General features: G+C 69.8%; 17 protein-coding genes. 2 read left to right on the top strand and 15 right to left on the bottom strand.

What is annotated here, in order from left to right; genetic code table 11:
- Positions 1 to 127 precede the first annotated feature (127 nt).
- From efeB to A5700_RS20935, 4 genes are all read right to left on the bottom strand, one after another.
- Positions 128 to 1,456 carry an iron uptake transporter deferrochelatase/peroxidase subunit gene (gene efeB / locus A5700_RS20950; protein ID WP_082959612.1) on the bottom strand — a complete coding sequence of 443 codons (1,329 nt, stop codon included), beginning with the start codon at positions 1,454 to 1,456 and terminating at the stop codon, positions 128 to 130.
- Position 1,457: 1 nt separating this feature from the next.
- Positions 1,458 to 2,666, bottom strand: coding sequence for an iron uptake system protein EfeO (gene efeO, locus A5700_RS20945; RefSeq protein ID WP_369828297.1), 1,209 nt, complete (start codon positions 2,664 to 2,666; stop codon positions 1,458 to 1,460).
- Positions 2,667 to 2,698: 32 nt separating this feature from the next.
- The gene (gene efeU / locus A5700_RS20940; RefSeq protein WP_068068041.1) at positions 2,699 to 4,273 is read right to left on the bottom strand and encodes an iron uptake transporter permease EfeU; all 1,575 of its coding nucleotides are present in this window, start codon (positions 4,271 to 4,273) and stop codon (positions 2,699 to 2,701) included.
- A gap of 84 nt (positions 4,274 to 4,357) precedes the next feature.
- Entirely contained in the window at positions 4,358 to 5,188 is an 831-nt protein-coding gene (locus tag A5700_RS20935) for a DUF3097 domain-containing protein (RefSeq protein ID WP_068068038.1), read from the bottom strand.
- A gap of 201 nt (positions 5,189 to 5,389) precedes the next feature.
- Here A5700_RS20935 and A5700_RS20930 point away from each other — a divergent pair, with 201 nt between their 5' ends.
- A complete protein-coding gene (locus A5700_RS20930) occupies positions 5,390 to 5,677 on the top strand; it encodes a DUF3349 domain-containing protein (RefSeq protein WP_068068035.1) in 288 nt (95 codons plus the stop codon).
- Between the two features lie 15 nt (positions 5,678 to 5,692).
- Here the strand turns inward: A5700_RS20930 and A5700_RS20925 are convergent, their stop codons facing one another.
- From A5700_RS20925 to pncA, 7 genes are all read right to left on the bottom strand, one after another.
- Positions 5,693 to 6,640: a patatin-like phospholipase family protein gene (locus tag A5700_RS20925; RefSeq protein WP_068068032.1), complete on the bottom strand. Its 948-nt coding sequence runs from the start codon at positions 6,638 to 6,640 to the stop codon at positions 5,693 to 5,695.
- Between the two features lie 31 nt (positions 6,641 to 6,671).
- Positions 6,672 to 7,751, bottom strand: a complete 1,080-nt coding sequence (locus A5700_RS20920; protein WP_068068029.1) for an ABC transporter ATP-binding protein — start codon at positions 7,749 to 7,751, stop codon at positions 6,672 to 6,674.
- 2 nt (positions 7,752 to 7,753) lie between these two features.
- Complete coding sequence (locus tag A5700_RS20915) at positions 7,754 to 8,533, bottom strand: carbohydrate ABC transporter permease (protein ID WP_231973742.1); 780 nt, start codon at positions 8,531 to 8,533, stop codon at positions 7,754 to 7,756.
- A 70-nt stretch (positions 8,534 to 8,603) separates the two neighbouring features.
- Positions 8,604 to 9,467 carry a carbohydrate ABC transporter permease gene (locus A5700_RS20910; protein ID WP_231973741.1) on the bottom strand — a complete coding sequence of 288 codons (864 nt, stop codon included), beginning with the start codon at positions 9,465 to 9,467 and terminating at the stop codon, positions 8,604 to 8,606.
- Positions 9,468 to 9,562: 95 nt separating this feature from the next.
- Complete coding sequence (locus A5700_RS20905; protein ID WP_068068021.1) at positions 9,563 to 10,888, bottom strand: sugar ABC transporter substrate-binding protein; 1,326 nt, start codon at positions 10,886 to 10,888, stop codon at positions 9,563 to 9,565.
- Between the two features lie 224 nt (positions 10,889 to 11,112).
- Positions 11,113 to 11,913, bottom strand: coding sequence for a ketosteroid isomerase family protein (locus A5700_RS20900; RefSeq protein ID WP_068068124.1), 801 nt, complete (start codon positions 11,911 to 11,913; stop codon positions 11,113 to 11,115).
- Positions 11,913 to 12,473 (bottom strand): pyrazinamidase PncA, encoded by a 561-nt coding sequence (gene pncA / locus A5700_RS20895; RefSeq protein WP_068068019.1) that lies wholly within the window; start codon positions 12,471 to 12,473, stop codon positions 11,913 to 11,915. Before pncA ends, A5700_RS20900 begins: the two co-directional genes overlap by 1 nt.
- A 109-nt stretch (positions 12,474 to 12,582) precedes the next feature.
- Here pncA and A5700_RS20890 point away from each other — a divergent pair, with 109 nt between their 5' ends.
- Positions 12,583 to 13,713 carry a DoxX family protein gene (locus A5700_RS20890; RefSeq protein ID WP_068068016.1) on the top strand — a complete coding sequence of 377 codons (1,131 nt, stop codon included), beginning with the start codon at positions 12,583 to 12,585 and terminating at the stop codon, positions 13,711 to 13,713.
- Position 13,714: 1 nt separating this feature from the next.
- Here the strand turns inward: A5700_RS20890 and A5700_RS20885 are convergent, their stop codons facing one another.
- The 4 genes from A5700_RS20885 to A5700_RS20870 form a co-directional block, all read right to left on the bottom strand.
- On the bottom strand, positions 13,715 to 14,293 hold the full coding sequence (locus A5700_RS20885; RefSeq protein ID WP_068068013.1) for an AAA family ATPase: 579 nt from the start codon (positions 14,291 to 14,293) through the stop codon (positions 13,715 to 13,717).
- Between the two features lie 26 nt (positions 14,294 to 14,319).
- Positions 14,320 to 14,745, bottom strand: a complete 426-nt coding sequence (locus A5700_RS20880) for a hypothetical protein (RefSeq protein ID WP_068068011.1) — start codon at positions 14,743 to 14,745, stop codon at positions 14,320 to 14,322.
- Positions 14,746 to 14,827: 82 nt separating this feature from the next.
- A complete protein-coding gene (locus tag A5700_RS20875; protein ID WP_068068121.1) occupies positions 14,828 to 15,325 on the bottom strand; it encodes a gluconokinase in 498 nt (165 codons plus the stop codon).
- Positions 15,322 to 17,334, bottom strand: coding sequence for a phosphotransferase (locus A5700_RS20870; protein ID WP_068068009.1), 2,013 nt, complete (start codon positions 17,332 to 17,334; stop codon positions 15,322 to 15,324). The genes A5700_RS20875 and A5700_RS20870 overlap by 4 nt, the downstream gene beginning before the upstream one ends.
- Positions 17,335 to 17,337 lie beyond the last annotated feature (3 nt).

Genomic DNA, 17,337 nt, shown 5'->3' with positions numbered 1-17,337 from the left:
TGGGGTTAGTGCGTCGCCAGGGGTCGAGCGTGACGCGGCCCGCCGACGTTTTACCGCGACGACACCGAACCTCACACATCCGTAACCGACCGCCGCCCCCGGCGGGCCGGGCGCCTGGCGCGTTTGCTCAGTCGAAGAGGTTTTGACCGATGTAGTGGCCCTCCTTTGGGGCGGGCGGCACCGCAAAGATTGCTGAGCCGATGTGTCGGATGTATTCGTTCAGCAGGTCGTTGGCGCCCAGCCGGTTCTGCAGCCGGATAAAATCGCGGGGATCTTTTTGGTAGGAGATGAACAGGAGGCCGGCGTTGAGCTGGCCGTTGGCGTCCAGGCCGTCGGTGTAGTTGTAGGACCGCCGGCGGATCATGACGCCGTCGTTGTTCTCCCGGGCGGCGAGCCCGATGTGCGACCGCGGGTCGATGAGCAATCCGCCGTCGGCGCCCTTGGCCGTGAAATCGGGCGCGTCGAATTCCGCCTTGCCGGACAACGGCGCACCCTCTGCCTTGGTGCGCCCGAAGATTCGTTGCTGGTTGCCGATCCTGTCGACGTCCCACGTCTCGAGCAGCATCCGGATCTTGCGGACGACTTGATAGGTGCCGCCGTCCATCCAAGGCTGGTCGCTGTGGTCGACCCACACGAACCGGGCGTACTCCGCGTCGGAACCGATGTTGCGGGTGCCGTCCTTGAATCCCAATAGGTTTCGCGGGGTGCTCTGGCCGGGCCCTGCGGACGCCCGGCCGAAGCCCAGCACCGACCAGGAGGGCGAGACGATGGTGCGGCCGAGGCGGGCCAGGTTGCGGACCGCGTGGTAGCAGACCTGTGGGTCGTCGGCGCACGCCTGGACCGACAGGTCACCGCCGCGCAGCCGGGGATCGAGGTTGTCCCCGTTGAGCGGCGGCAGGTCGGTGAACACGGCCGGCCGTCGGGTCGCCAGCCCGAACCGGTCGCCGAACAGCGACGGGCCCAGCCCGATGGTGACGGTGAGGCTGGCGGGGCTCAGCCCGTAGGCCTCCCCCGTGTCGGCCGGGGGCTGTACCTCGCCCGACGGTTGCACCGTGCCGACGGGCTTGCCCTGCTGCAGAATCGCCGCGGCGGCCGACCAGCGCGCCAACAGCGTCTGCAACGCCGCACGTCCCACGCCGGCGCCGAGCGCGAACGACATGAACATCGCGTATCGCTGTGGCAGCGTGGCGATTCCGCCCTGATGCGGCTGGTCGTAGAACGGGTAACTGCGGCGCAGGTCGACGGTGTCGTCGGCGGCACCGTCGCGGTCGGTCGCCGCCGCGTACCCGGCGACACCGCCGCCCGCCGCGCCGACGGCGGCACCGGCCAGCATGGCACCGCCGAGCAGGCGCCGACGCGTCACTGAGGGTGGTTGCGCGGCAACACCGTTCGCGTTGTCTTTCACGTGGTCTTCTGCGTCGGCGTCTTTGCCGCCGGAGTCGTGGTGTGCGCCCATGTCAGTGTGCCGCCACGACCTTTTGCGCCACCGTGGACAGGCTTTGGTGCAGCGGCTGGATCACCGCGGTCAGCTTGGGGGCGTCGCTGGCCCGCAACGCGGGAGTGTAGGTCCGGTATCCACCCAACGCGGACGGGTCCCGATACCCGTCGAGGGTGTTCTGCACCGCCTGGAATTGCTGATCGATCTGTTTGACCAGGGCGGCGTCGATCTTGTCCAGTCCCGGCCGCAGCGAGGCGTAGGCCTGTTGCGCGCCTTCGACGTTGCCCGAGAAGTCGACTAGGTCGAGGTGGCTGAAGGCCTCCTCCTCACCGGTGATCTTGGTGTTCTGCACCTCCTCGATGAGGTCACTGGCCCCGTTGGCGAGGTCTTCCGGCTTGTACTCCAGGAGGGCGACGATCGCGCTCAATTTGGCGACGTTGCCGACCAATTCGGAGCTGAAGGCCTTGGTTCCCGGGGTGATTGTGCCGCCTTGCCACAGATCGCGTTCGATGGCGTGGAAGCCTTTCCAGCCCACCTTCGCGTCCACCGGGGTGGACTCGCGCATGTCGATCAGATAATCGAGGCTTCCGGCGTTGTCACCCACCGCGAAGCCCACCAGGATGAAACCCTCGACGGCGGACTCCGAACGTTCCCAAAACAGGCGCGCTTTACCGTAGGCGGTTTTCGCGGCCTCGACGTTGCCCTGCTGCACCGCGGCGTCCAGCGCCTTGACCCCGTCACCGAGTTGAGCGACCTGGTTGACGATGTACGCGGCGTAGTCCTTGGTGCCCTGGGTGAGGATGGTCGCGACGGTGCCCGTCGGCGACGCGGGCGCGCGGCCCGTCACCGTGAGGTTCTGGTATTCGGTGCTCGCGCCGGGGCAGTACAACTGATACGACCCGCCGTCGAGGGTGACGGTGAACGAGACCGGGTCCAGACCCGGGGCCAGGTCTTCCTTTTCACCGACGATGCGCTGGTCCCGCAGCAATTCGACCTCGCTGATCCCCGGCGAGTTGGTGTTGGCGATGGTGAAGGTCACGGGGCCGGCGGGCACGCTGGTGTTGTCGAGGGCGCAGGTGTCTTTGCCGGCGTTGTTGCTCAACGTCACTTTGACCGCGTTGCTGCTGCCGGGTTTGCCGGCGGGCGCCGACCGGCCGCCGGAGTGGCCGCACCCCGACGCCTCGGCCACCACCGCGGTCACCAGTAGACCCGTTGCGACCCAACGCATTCCGCGCGATCCGCCCGCTTCGAGTGACGCCCTCACCCGGTCTCCTTTCTTGCGCGGCGGGGCGGCTGCCAGCGCCGCGTCGAGGCTACAGCGCGAACGCCGCAGAGCAGGGCAAGCCCGCCGAGCAGCAACGGGAGCCACACCGCCCACAGCCTGGGTTGCGCCGCGTCGTACCGGTCGGCCGCGAGTTGCGCCGCGGTCCGGCGATCGTCGTCCGCGGTGGTCGACCAATCCGTGGGCAGGCCTCCGATGCTCACGGTCCTGGCGGCGGCCAGGCCACCGCCGGTCAGGGTTGCGGTGCGATTGGTCGACGCTCGCGCGCTCACCACGCAGTCACCGGCGGCCAATACCGAGTACACGATCGAGGTGTTCCACTGCACGCGGAACGCGCCGGAGGTACGTGCGGCGGACACCCCCACCGGCAACCGGCCGCCCGTTAAGTCGACGAGCTGCTCGAGGGTCACCGTGGGTGGGGCGTCCGCGGCGGCCGCGTCGCCGGCCGTCGCCTGCCAGGCGCGCACCCCGACGCCGTCCACGGCCTGCTCGCCGGCCGGCGACAGCGCCAGGGTGTGCACGTTCGCGGCGTCGGCGATGGTCAGCGTCGCGCGCTGCGGGCCGGTGGACACCGCGACCCGCGCGGTGCGGCCGGCCTGGTCGCTCACGACGCGCTGCCGCCCGCAGCTCACCGGGTGGGCGGCCGGCACGGCCAGCACCAGCAGGGCGGCGGCGACCAACGATGTCAGCGCCGCGGCCGTCAGCACCCTGGCCCGCGTTCGCGGTGCGGCGGCAAGCCCGTCCGGCCAGCAGAACACGATCAGCACCGGCACCGCGTAGGCCGCCCAGCCCAGCAGTTCGACGAGCCGCGGGTCGGCGGGAATGCCGAACATCCCCGTGATCAGCGCGCCCGGCACGGAGTCCGGGGGTATCCACCGGGACAGGTCGAGCGCCCGTTGCTGCCCGAGGTTCACCCAGCCCGCCTCGTGACCCGAGCGCAGGGCGCCCAGCACCAGCCCCGCGGCGATGAGCACCAGGAACACGCCGGTGACGCGGAAAAACCGGCCGAGGTTGAGGCGCAGGCCGCCGGCGTAGAGGCCGGCGCCCAGCCCGATGGCCACGGCGATGCCTGACGCGCCGCCCAGCGCGGCCGCCCACCGGCTGCCATGCGACGTCTGGGCGGCCGCCAGCAGAAACACCGACGTCTCGAAGCCCTCTTTGAGCACCGCCAGGAAGGCCATCACCGCCAGCGCCAGCGCGCCACCGCGGCTCATCGCGCGCTGGGCGTCGCGTTCGAGGCCACCCTTGAGGCGCGCGGAGTGGGTGTTCATCCAGACGATCATGGAGGTGACGAACACCACCGCGACGGCGTCGATGACCGCTTCCATCGCCTCCTGCCGGGCCTGCGGCAGGCTCGCCGCGAAGGCGTCCAGCCCGACGCCGACCGCGGCGCTGACCAGGACGGCCAGCGTGACGCCGGCGACCAGCGGGCGAGTCGACTGGCCGTTTCGTTTGAGGAACGCCGCGACGATGCTCACGATCAGCGCCGCCTCCAGCCCCTCGCGGAGGCCGATCAGGAAGGTGCCGATGAAAACGCCGAATACGCCCTGCATGCGCTCGTTTCCGCCCCAACGATCGAGACTGTCGACTTAGCCTAACCTCACTCGGCGCCGCCGCGGGCCGGCGGGTCGGCGGCGTCAGGCCGCCGGTTGCGTCACGAAGTCGATGAGCTCCTCGACCCGGCTGATCAGCGCCGGCTCCAGGTCGTTCCAGTCGCGCACCCGGGAGCGGATGCGCCGCCACGCCGCGGCGATGTCGGCCTGCGTGGTGTGTGGCAAGCCGAGCGTCCGGCACACGCCGCGCTTCCACTCGACCTGGCGCGGGACCTGGGGCCAGGCCGCAAGCCCGAGCCGCTGGGGTTTCACGGCCTGCCAGATGTCGACATAGGGGTGCCCCACGATCAGCGTGTCGGCGCCGCCCGGACCGCGACGCACCGCGTCGGCGATCCGCGTCTCCTTCGAACCCGGCACCAGATGGTCGACGAGCACGCCGAGCCGGCGACCGGGCTCGGGGGCGAACTCGGCGACGATGCTCGCCAGGTCGTCGACGCCGCCGAGCTGCTCAACGACGACGCCCTCGATGCGCAGGTCTTCGCCCCAGACCTGGGCGATGAGTTCGGCGTCGTGGCGGCCCTCGACGTAGATCCGGCTGGCACGGGCGACCCGAGCCCGCGCGCCGGGCACGGCGACCGACCCCGAGGCCGTTCGGGTTTGCGCGGCGGGCGCGGCTCGGCGGGGAGCGGTCAGGATGACGGGTCGCCCATCGAGCAAATACCCAGGACCCAAAGGGAATCCGCGCACGTGACCCCGCCGGTCCTCCAGGTCGACGCGCCCGTACTCGACGCGCACGACCGCCCCGACGTATCCCGTCTGGGCGTCCTCCACCACCAAGCCGATGTCGGCCGGGTGCTCGGTCGAGCGGGGCTTGGGTCGGCCGGCGGCCAGGACATCTGTTCCGTAGCGATCCACCCGTCAATATTAGAAAGCGTTGCGGCCGAAGCCCGTTGCAGCGCGCCCATCGTTGCCGAATCGTCTCCTGACGGTGTCGGCAACGTCGACATAAAAAACGCGTTTAACTGTGTGGCGTTACCAGGCTGCTGGTATCGCCGATGGTACGTTGCTAGCCAAGGGAAAGGCTGCCGTTTCGCCGGCAGTTAGCGAGGTGGACGCATGGACCTGGCGCATTGGGTGTCGAGCATCGTGGCTTTCGTGCGGGCCGGCTACCCCAGCGGCATGCCGGGCACCGGGTACATCCCGCTGTTGGCGCTGGCGCGCCGCCGCCTTTGCGATGACGACATCGCGGCCATCGCAACGAAACTCATGATGCGCCGGCTGTGGCCCATCAGTTCGGTGGACATCGGCGTGGAGATCACCCGGATCACCGACCAGATGCCGTCGCTGGACGATATCGACCGCGTCACCCGCCGCGTCCACGCGATCCGCTGCGCCGGCGGCTGAGCACCGGCGCCCGCGTCACGGCGTGTCGCAAACTTTGAGGAACTCCGGGTAGTCCCAGGTTCGTAGGAACTGTTGGCCCGCTCGCAATCCGCGTTGGTACAGCGCGTCGCGCTGGGCGGCCGAGAGGTCGAAGTCGATGGGGCTCACGTCGTTGGCGGGCACGAAGATGGTGCGTCGGACGGTGCACGGGTCGTCGATGTAGGCGTTGTCCTGGTCGCTGACGAGCGTTTCGATCGCCGCTATGCCCAACGACACGGGGCCGTGCACCGCCCGGGTGGGCGGGATGCCCGGACGCGCGGACAACCGGATACCGAAGGTCGGCCAGCGCGGACCCGGCCGGTCGAACAGTTGCACGGGGAAACCGGACAACAGGCCGCCGTCGACCCAGGTCGCGCCGCGGACCCGAACCGGTTGGAACACATACGGGATCGCCGCCGACGCGTGCACGGCGCGGGCCACGGGAAAATCGTCGGGGTCGATACCGTACGCGCCCAGGTCCCACGGGATGCGCACCAGCCGGCGTCGGGACAGATCGCTGGCCGTCACCACCAACGACCACGCGTACTGGTCGGTTTCCTCACCGGTGCGCAGGTCGCCGAAGGTGCGCACGCCGAGGTCGTCGAGGAGCCCGGCCAGGAGTCGTTCGATGTAGGCGCCGCGGTACACGCCGTCGGCCAGCAGCAGCGACAGTCCCCCGCCGACGAGCGGAAGCCGACCGATGAGGCTGCGGTCCAGAAACTTTCGGTAATCGATGCTGCGCATCACCTCGGCCAGCCGGCTCAGCGGCTCGCCGGCGACCTGCAGCGCCGCGACCAAGGCGGCAACGATAGCTCCCGCGCTGGTGCCCGCGGCCCGCGGGAAGCTGTAACCGCCCTCGGACAGCGCATCGACGGCGCCGACGAGACCGATGCCGCGGACGCCACCGCCCTCGCACACCAGGTCGGCGCGGGCCGGCGTGCTCACGGCCGCCGACCCGCGGGTGTCCGTGGAGCCCCTAACACAGTCGCTGTCCGTCCACGCCGAAGAAGTGCAGGTGCCCGGGTTCGGGATGCAGGCGCACGCGACTGCCTTTCTCCGGCGGATGGCGCCCGTCCGCCCGGGCGACGATCGGCCGGTCGATCACCTTGCCCGAACCGGTGATTCGCCCGTAAAGGTAGGCGTCGGCCCCCAGTTCTTCCACCACGTCGACTTCCATTTCGACGCCCAGGGTACCCAGCTCGAAGTGCTCGGGCCGGACCCCCACGACCACCTCGCCCGCGGCCGCCGTTGACGAGACGATGTCGCGCGACAGCGGGATCAGCCAATCCCCCAGCGCCACCGCCGAATCCACCACGGGCAGGGTGAACAAGTTCATCGCCGGGGATCCGATGAACCCCGCGACGAAAACGTTGCACGGATTTCGGTAGAGCTCCCGGGGCGGAGCGAACTGCTGCAGCAGACCGTCGCGCAGCACCGCGACCCGGTCGCCCATGGTCATGGCCTCGACTTGATCGTGGGTGACATAGACCGTGGTGGTCCCCAGCCTGCGCTGCAGCGCCGCGATCTGATTGCGCGTTTGCACCCGCAGCTTGGCATCCAGGTTGGACAGCGGCTCGTCCATCAGGAACACCTGCGGGCGGCGCACGATCGCGCGGCCCATGGCCACCCGCTGGCGCTGCCCCCCGGACAGATCCTTCGGTTTGCGCTCGAGATAAGGCTCCAGGTCGAGCAGCCTGGCGGCGGCCAACACCCGTTCGGCGATTTCGGCCTTCGGCGTCTTGGCGATCTTCATCGCGAAGCCCATGTTCTGCGCGACCGTCATGTGGGGATACAGCGCATAGTTCTGGAACACCATCGCGACGTCACGCGCCTTCGGGTCGACGTGGGTGACGTCGCGGTCGCCGATCCGGATGCTGCCGGAGTCGACGGTCTCCAGCCCCGCCACCATCCGCAGCGAGGTGGTCTTGCCGCAGCCGGACGGCCCGACCAGCACGACGAATTCCCCGTCGGCGACGACGAGGTTGAGGTTGTCCAGCGCCGGGCGCTCCGCGCCGTGGTAGCGCCGCGTCGCCTGGTCGAAAGTCACCGACGCCACGATTACCCGTTCAACCCGGTCACGGCGATGCCGCGCACGAACGAGCGTTGCGCGACCGCGTAGACGAGCACCAAGGGCAGCATGATCAGCATCGAGGTTGCCATCAGCACCGGCCACCGGGCAACGTACTCGCCCCGCATCCGGACCAGCCCGAGGGTCAGCGTCGCCAGGCTGTTGCGCTGAATCATCAGCAGCGGCCACAGGAAGTCATTCCAGACGTTGACCCAGGTGAGCACCGCCAGCACCATCACCGCCGGGCGGGCGTGCGGCAGCAGGATCCGCCAGTACACTTGCCACGGCGAACAGCCGTCGAGAATCGCCGCCTCCTCCAGATCCGTTGGTAGCGTGCGGAAGAATTGCCGCATCAGGTAGGTGCCGAACGCGCTGCCGAAGAATCCGGGCGCGATCATCGCCCACGGCGTGTCCACCCACCCCAGGGTCCGCATCACCAGAAACTGCGGGATCACCGTGACGGTCAGCGGCACCATCAACGTGGCCAGGTATAAGACGAACAACACGTCGCGGCCCCGGAAGTCCAGGCGCGCGAAGGCATATCCCGCCAACGAGCAGAAGAACACGTGCCCCGCGGTGACGCAGCCGGCGTAGACGACGGTGTTGAAGAACATTCGGCCGAACGGCATCAGCGCGAATACCTCGGAGTAGTTCGACCACCGGGGATGCGCCGGCAGCAGTTTGGGTTCGCTGATCTCGCCCTCGGTCTTGAGCGAACCCGACACCGCCCAGGCGATAGGAAACAGCGCGCACCAGGCGATGACGGTCAACGAGGCGTAGACGACGCCGGCGCGGACGACCGCGCGCGAAACGAGGCCCCGCCGCTGGGCTTGCGCGCTCCTAGGTGAGCCCACGCGAGTTCTCCCAGGATCGTCGGTGGCTCAGGCGCAACTGCAGCACGGTGAGGACCAGCAGCACGGCGAACATCACCCATGCCAGGGCCGAAGCGTAGCCGAATTCTAGGAACCCGAAGGCGTGCTGGAACAACATGATTCCGAGGACGTAGGTGCCTGATTCCGGCCCGCCGCTGGGACCGGTGAGGACGTACACCAGGTCGAAGGCCTGGAATGCGTGGATGATCGAGATGACGACGACGAACGAGATCGACCCGCGGATGAGCGGCATGGTGATGGAGACGAATTGGCGTATTTCGCCGGCCCCGTCGATCTTGGCCGCCTCGTACACGGTCTCCGGGACGCCCTGCATGGCGGCCAGCAAGATGACGGTGGTGAACGGCACGCTCCGCCAGATGCTGACCAGGCACAGCGACGCCATGGCCCACCGGGGTTCGACCAACCAGGGGATCGGCCCGATGCCCACCCAGCCGAGCATGATGTTGAGCAGCCCGTTGTCGGTGTTGAACACGAATTGCCACACCACCGCCATCACGACCGACGAGATGGCCAGCGGCAGAAAGACGATGGTGCGGAAGAACCCCATGCCCCTGACCTTTTGGTTCAGCACGGCGGCGACGACCAGGCTGATCGCGACCGTGGGAACCACGGTGCCCACGGTGAAGATCACCGTGTTGCGGATGGCGATCAGGAACAACGGGTCGGAGGTGAACAGGTCATGGAAGTTCTTCAAGCCCACGAACTTCGGGGGCCGGAACACGTCCCAGTTCTGCACGCTCATGTACAGCGAGAAGCCGAGGGGAAACACCATGAACACGGCCACCGCGAACAGGTTGGGCGCGACGAACATCCGTCCCGCCCGTGCGCGGCGCCGGGCGGCGACGGAGTCGTTGCGGCGCTGGGGGTGCGCCGCGTCGTGGGCCGGGTCGACCGCGTTGACCACACTCATGGGCTGCGCAACACCTCGTCGATGGGGCCGGGCAGTGCGGCCAGCGACGACGCGGGCCGGCTGCCCCGCAACACCGGCCCGAAGTTGCGGTCCATCAGGGCGTTGACCTTCTCCCAGGCCGGGGTGATGGGCAGGCCCTGCGAGACGGCCGGTCCCTGGGTGAGCACGCTGAGGTTACCCACCCGTTGGTGGGCCTTGGCGAACCCCGCCGAGTTCAGGGCGGACCGCAACACTGGCACGAACAGGCAGGTCTCACCGATCAACTCCTGCCCGACCGGACCGGTCGCGAACTTGACGAATTCCCAGGCTTGTTCGATGTGCCGGCTGCTCGACGCGATGGCCAAGCCGGTCGCGCCGATGTCCGAACACGCGGCGTGCCCGGCCGGCAGGGCCGGCCCCACCGGCAGCGGGGCAACGTCGAAGTCCAGCCCCTCGGCCCGGATGTAGGTCTGGTAACGCCAGTGACCGCCCAGCGCGATCGCGGCCCGGCCGAACGCGAACAGGTTGGGCGTGGACATCGACTGGGTTTCGGAGGCGTTGGGGGCCACTCGGTACCGGTTCGCCAGATCGGCGTAGAACTGCACCGCCTCGATGAACGCGTCGTTGTCGAAGTTGAAGTGCGTCGGGTTCAGGCGTGGCGTCGACCACGGCACACCGTTGTTGATGGCGAACAGCCCGGCGGAGTAGTACGAGCCCCAGGTGTTCACGAATCCGTATTGGGCGGCGCGCCCCGAGGCGTCCCGCTTGGTGAGCGCTCGGGTGGCGTCGAGGAATTCGCCGAACGTCCAGGGGCGTTCCCACGTCGTGGGCGGCGGCGCGACACCCGCCTCGGCGAAGAGGCGTTTGTTGTAGAACAGGTAGTTCCCCGACCACTGCTCGGGCAGCGCGTACTGCGCCCCGTTGAACGTGAAGGTTTCGTAGAGCGGCCCGATGCTGTCCGCCTTGAGTTGTTGAGCGAACGCCCGGTCGCGGGCCAGCAGCGTGTTGAGGTCCAGCAACACCCCGCGGGCGGCAAGTTCGGCGTACGACAGTTCCCAGGTCATCAGCACGTCGGGGCATTTGCCACCCGCGCAGAAGGTCGAAAGTTGTTGCATAACCCCGGGTCCGGAGAGGATCGCCCGAACCTTGATGTCGGGATGCTGGCGCTGGAAAGCCTCGACGACGCGCATCCTGGCGTCGCGCTCGTCGGGATTGGCCGCGAAGAAAAAGGTCAGCGCGTCGTCGTCGGGGGCGCAGCCCGCGGCCCACGGCGCCAGCGCGCTGACACCGAGCGCCCCGGCGCCGCGCAGCAAATCCCGCCGGCCCAACGGCTTATCGAGCATTGCACTCCCGACGGTGTTTCGGCGCCGTCCGGGCGGCCGGCGCCGTCTGCCCTCCTTGGTACCGCAAGACGTTGCGAAGGTCACGGCCGCGCGTCCGATCTCGAAGGGCGTGCCGCGACAGCGGCGTCTGACGGTGTCGATTGTGCGCCGACCCGCACCCGGGACGGGGATGACGCGCCGCCACAAAGCCGCTGCGCGACAGCGCAATGCCGGAGGCCACCACGTCAGGCGGGAAAATAGCGGATGCGGTCGATGGCGTTACCCCGCCATGCCGCCTCGGCGAACAGGATTCCGCGGCCGTGACTCGAGTTGACCGCGACGGCGACGGTGGGGCCGGCGCTGTTGATCTTGGTCGGACTGGCGTTGTCCAATTGCGTGGTCAGTTCGGGGAGGTCAAGGGGTTCGCGATCCCCCAAAGTGATTGCGGCGGAGGGCGACAACGCGCGCGCCGCGGCGGCCGTGTCGCCGCGGGCCGCGGCGCCCAGAAAAGCCCGGACCAGCGCCTTGTGCCGCGAGCCCGCCCGCCGGAACCCCGCCAGGAAACCAGCGGTGCCGCGCGGTCCCTGGTTAGCCCACAACGTCGCGGACAGGCGCAGCGCGGGCGCCGCCGCGCGCGTCCCGCTGCGCAGGAATTGCGCCATCATCGCCGGCAGCTCCCAGTAGGCCCGCAGTTCGCCAATGTGCCACTGGCCCTGCTCTTCTCGCAGGTCGTAGCGCAGGAACGCGGGGATGTACATCGTGACGCCCCGGCCCATCGCCACTTCCAGCTCGAGGTCACGCAGCACCACGGCCCCGAAGACGATGTCGAGGTCCCGATGGAAGGTGATGTCCCGGGGACCGATGAAGGTGTCGTAGAAGCGGCCGATCTGTTGGTGCCCGACATGCGGGCGCGAACCGACCGGATCCTCGATGCGACCGTCGGCGGTGAACAGCGACACCCACCCGGCCCGATCGTGCGCGGCCGCCGCCTGCGGGGAGCGCTCCACTGCGGCGAGCAGTTGTTCGCGGTCGGACGCTGTCGGCATCACATTCTCCCTACCAGCTCGATGCCTTCGGCATGCATCATTGCCAGCGCCTCGGCCGCCGACGCCGCCGCCACGGCGGCGGTCAGGTCCACCAACACCCGCGTGCGCAGGCCGGCCCGTGCCGCGTCCTGGGCGGTGCGGCGCACACAATGGTCGGTGGCGATGCCCGCGACGTCGACCTCGTCGATGCCGCGTCGGCGCAGCCAGTCCAGCAGCGGCGTGCCACGCTCGTCGGCACCCTCGAATCCGCTGTAGGCCGCACCGTAGGCGCCTTTGCGGAACACCGCGTCGATCCGCGCGGTGTCGAGGTCGGGCCGAAAGTCCGCACCGGGCGTCCCGGCGATGCAATGCGGCGGCCACGACGACGAAAAATCCGGTCGATCCGAGAAGTGATCTCCCGGATCGACGTGGAAGTCCTGGGTGGCCACTACACACCTGTATCCCGGCGCCGCGGCCAGGTGGGTGTTGATCGCGGGAGCCACGGCGGCTCCCCCTGGCACGGGCACCGAGCCGCCCTCGCAGAAATCGTTTTGCACGTCGACGATGATCAACGCTCGCACGGCTCCACCCTATCCGGTCCGGACCGCCCGATTGCGTTCGATACAGCGGTTAAGCTGCGCATATGGCCGGGGCGGTTTGCTCGTCAGACAGTCGGGTAATACAGCCGCCATGGTGATCCGGAGAATCGCGCGACCCCTGTTATCAGCAGCATTCATCGGCCAAGGCATCAACTCACTGCTCAACCCGAAGACGGCGGCGGCCGCGGCCGCGCCGGCGGTGGACGGTTTGCAGGCGTTGCCCGATTCGGTGAGCAGCAGCATCCCCAGCGACCCCGAAACCTTCGCGCAGATCAACGCGGCGGTGCAGATCGGCGGCGGCCTGCTGCTCGCCACCGGCAAGCTGCCCCGCGTCGCGTCGGCCGCGTTGGCCGTCACCGTGCTTCCGGCCAACCTCGGCGCGCACTCGTTCTGGAACGAGATCGACCCCCAGGCGAAGGCGCACAAGCGTCAGCAGTTCCTCACCGATCTGAGCCTGCTCGGCGGCCTGTTGATCGCGTCGGCGGACACGGCGGGTAAGCCCTCGCTCGGGTGGCGCGGCCGTCAGGCCGCCGAGCGGCTCTCGGAGCGGGTGTCGTCGGCGCTGCCGGGATCCGATGACTCGTTCGATCCCGACTTGTCCGAGCTCGGCGAGAAGATCGTGCACGGGCTGCAGATCGGCGCCGAGCGGGGCCGCGAGCTGGCCGCCACCGCCGCGGAACGCGGCGCGCCGTACGCCGAGGCCGCGCTGGAACGCGGGCGGGGGCTCGCCAACACCGCCGCGGAGCGCAGCGCCCCCTACGCCGAGGCCGCGCTCGAGCGTGGCCGCGACTTCGCCAGCACCGCCGCGGAACGCGGTAAGCCGCTGGCCAAAAAGGCCCGCAAGCGTGGCGAGGAGTGGGCCGACGACGCCGCCGACCAAGCCGCGTACCTGGCCAAGAAGGCGCGGCAGCGCAGCGAGGAGCTGGCCGACGAGGCGGCCGACTGGGCCGCGCCGTTGGCGAAGAAGGCGCGCAAGCGCAGCGAGAAGTTGGCCAAGAAGGCGCGCAAGCGCAGCGAAAAGCTCACCGAGCAGGCGCGCAAGCGCAGCGAAAAGCTCGCCGAGCAGGCGCGCAAGCGCAGCGAAAAGCTGGCCGAACAGGCGCGTGACCGCGGTGAGGAACTGGCCGAGACGGCCCGCCAACGGGGTAGTTACCTCGCCGACACTGCGCGCGAGCGGGTGGGGGCGCCGGCCAAGACCGGGCGCGCCAAGCTGCCTTGGTGAACTAGTCCGGCCAGCGGGACCGCAGTTCCTCGGGTGCCCAGGACGGCCAGTCCGGGGCGCCGACCGTGACGCCGCCGCTGAATTGGGCGACGATCCGGGGTCCGCGAAGGCGGCTGTTGTCGTAGGCCGTGACGCTGTCGCACCGGGTGATGGCGTCGGCCACCTGAGCCCAGAGGCGGCGGTGCCGTTGCCGGATTTTCACCTCCGGCACGTCGTGGCCGCCCGCCTGCACGCGGTGCCGGACCCGCTCGACCGCGAGGTCTTCCGGGATGAGCAGCGCGTGCAGGACGACGGTGAAGCCCGCGCGGCGCGCGGCGTCGACCAGGTCCAGCTTCGACGGGTGGGAGAACACCGTCTCGGCGATGAACGACCGACCCAGCTCGATCAGCTTCGCCCTGGTGTCGGCGGCGATCCGCGCCGCCTCGTAGGAGTGTCCGGCCGGGTCGGCCGGCCAACGCTGCCTGGCGATTTCGTCGGCGTTGACCACGAAGCTGCGCGGCAGCAGCGGCGCCAGGGTGAGCGCGATGAAGGTGGATTTGCCGGCGCCGTTGGGCCCGACGACCACGTCCAGCCGATCCATCGGGCCGCCGGGCTATCGCCGCGGGATCAGCGACGCCCCGCGAGCACCACCGCGGCACCGTCGGGGCGGTGCTCGACGATCTCCCCGGCGTCGTTGAGGGCCACGGTGGTGACGCCCTGCGCGGCCAACGTCGCCCCGTAGTGCGTGCGGGCCAGGCTTTCCTCGATGGCCGCGGAGATTTCGGCGTTGAACACGACGCCCTCCTCGACGGTCAGCTCGCCGGTGCCCAGCCGACCGGCCAGCGCGGATTCCACGCGGCGCCGCGACGCGGTCTGCTGGCTGGAGACGGCCCGGCCCACGCGGGCCCAGTGGTCGAGTTGCTGTTTGGCAGAGCGGCTTTGGCGGGCACCCTCGGCGGCCGCGCTGTCCATCAGGTCCGAGGCCACCCGCGTGACCCGGTCGAGGGACTTCTCACTCGACGTCGGGGCGGATTTGTTGGCGGATCTGGCCATGACAGACTCCCGAGGCGATGTGCAGCATTCCGTTACGGCTTGTAGCACAATGCTACACCGTGCACCGCCGCGCTGCGCTTTCCTAGCCAGTGTGCAGCGCCGCGACGGCGGCGTCGACGATGGCGTCGACGCCGGGGCCGACGTCGACGGTCGCGCCGGCCTCGTCGGCGCCCAGCGGCTCCAAGGTGTCGAGTTGCGAGCGGAGCAGGGCGGCGGGCATGAAGTGGTCGACGCGCGTCGACAGCCGGCGTGCCAGCAGCTCCGGAGAACCGGTCAGGTGCAAGAACGCGGCGCCCGGGCAGTGCGCACGCAGCTGGTCGCGGTAGCTGCGCTTGAGCGCCGAACAACTCGCGACGCCCCCCGGATGGCTCGCCAGCCACTCGCCGACCCGGGCCAGCCAGGGATACCTGTCGTGGTCGTCGAGCGGCTGACCGGCGGCCATCTTGGCGATGTTGGCCGCGGGGTGCAGGGCGTCGGCGTCCACGAACGGCGCCCCCAGGCGGTGCGCGAGCGCCGCCCCGACGGTCGACTTGCCGGAACCCGAGACGCCCATCACCACGATGGGTGCTGACCGGCTCACCCGGGCGGGCCGGCGAGGTTGCGGTTCCATTCGAGCCACCCGACGCCGCCGCGGCCGTCGGCCGTGCGGACGGTGGCCCACACCCGGGGGAACTGGCTGACCCGCCCGTCGGCCGCGGTGAGCAGCACGGGCGCCTGACCGCGCACCTCCGTTTCGGCGGTGACATTCACCGGCCGCAGAGTCAACGCCGCCTCCAGCGGTAACCCGTTGTCGCCGAATGACTCTCGGGACGTGACGGCCTGCAGCTCGGTGACGCGGGCACCGGGGCCCTGGTCATAACCGATGGTCAAGGCCGGCGCGCCGGGGATCCGAATGTTCACCGCGTGCAGATGGCTGCCGTCGTCGAGGTGCAGGGCGCTCCACATCCAATCCATGCCCCACCAGTCGCGCACCCCCCAGGAGTGGTCGCGCTGGCCCGCCACGGCGTCCAAGCGGTAGGTGGCGTCGTCGACGGTGACGGTGCCGGACACCGTGCACGGGATCTCGTAGCGCGTCGTCACCCGGTAGGCGTAGGGCGTGCCGTCGGTCGTCCACTCCAGGTTCATCGAGACCTTGACGGGCGTGCCCGCCTCCCCGCGCAGCAGCGCCGACGGGTCGGTGTAGGCCTGACCGCGACCGCGGACCTCGACCCGGTAGGTGTGCAGCGGCTCGACGACGCAGTGCCCGATCTCGACCGCGCCGGTGCGCACCGTCCACGGGTCCTCCGGCAGCGCGACGTTCGTGTCGACGAGGGCCACTGTCGGCAGATCGGGGCCGCACACCAACGCGTGTACCCATGCGGTGCGCTGGTTGGCTACCAGGCCGAGGCGGAACCAGCCGCCCAAACCCTGTGCGGGGTCCGCGAAGTCGGCGTACCAGCTCTCGCTCCATAGCGGTTCGGCGGTGGGCGGATGGGCCCGTTCGTCCTCGGGTGCCGGTTGCAACGGTTCGGGCGCGGCCGCGTCCGGCAGCGTGGCCAGCGCGTCGGTGTCGAGCACGTGATCGCAGTGTCGTCGCAGCAGGGTCATGAACATCAGGTCGCCGCGATCGGTGCGCTCGACCAGCATCGAGGACACGATCGCCATCATGACGCCGAAGAAGCTCTGCCGGCGCACCCCCTCGGCAATGTCGACCAGCGTGAGGGGCGCCTCGGGACCCAGCGCCTCGTGGTAGGCGCGCAGCAGCGCGTCATAGTGCTGCCGCCGCTGTGCAGTGGGCAGCGCGCAGCCCACGAAGTAGGCCAGGTCGGTCAGCGCCGGCCCCCACGACACGGTCTGCCAATCGACCACGGTCAGCGCGCGTTCGGCGCCGGCGCCGCCGAACAGCATGTTGTCGAGCCGGTAGTCGCCGTGCACCAGGCCGTGCATCCGCCGCGCCGCGTCGCCCTCTTGGGCCAGGTAGCCGTCGAACGCTCCGACCAGGCGCTCACACACCGCGCGGTGCTCGGGCGCGATCTGCGCGCCGTACCGGTCGAGGAAGGCCGCGTAGAGCGGGGCGATCATGGCCTGGTTCAGCGGGGATTCGCGGTTGAGCCACGGCGCGTCGGCCAACGACGGATCGCCGAGCAGTGGACCGTGCAGTCGTCCCAACTCGACCGCGCCCAGACGCGCCTGCTGCAGGGTCGCGCCGGCGATCTCGTCCCCGACGACGGCCGGGCCGGCGTCGCCGAGCAACAGGTCGAACGCGCCCGTCGAGGAGTCGACCGCGGCGTGGTAGCACGGCGCGATGGGGCCGCCCAGGCGTGGCGCGATGTCGCGGTAGAACCGGACCTCGCGCTCGTAGAGCCCCAGGGCCTGCCCGGTCTGCCGGCTGATCGGGTCGCTGGCCGCGACCTTGAGGACCACCGACGGGGGGCCGGCGGCCGTGCCGTCGGCGTAGCCCAGCGTGACGCGGTAACACTCGCTCATCTGGCCGGTGCCGATGCGCTCGACGGCGAAGTCCGCGACCGGTCCGGTGCCCAGCATCGCCGCCAGCCAGGAGGCGGTCAGGTCACTGGGTCGCTCGAGGACGGACTCGGGGTCGGCGCGCATGGG

The organism is Mycobacterium sp. E1214 (assembly GCF_001666755.1).
In the GTDB taxonomy this organism is placed as follows: domain Bacteria; phylum Actinomycetota; class Actinomycetes; order Mycobacteriales; family Mycobacteriaceae; genus Mycobacterium.
This window is presented reverse-complemented; position numbering and strand designations above follow the sequence as displayed.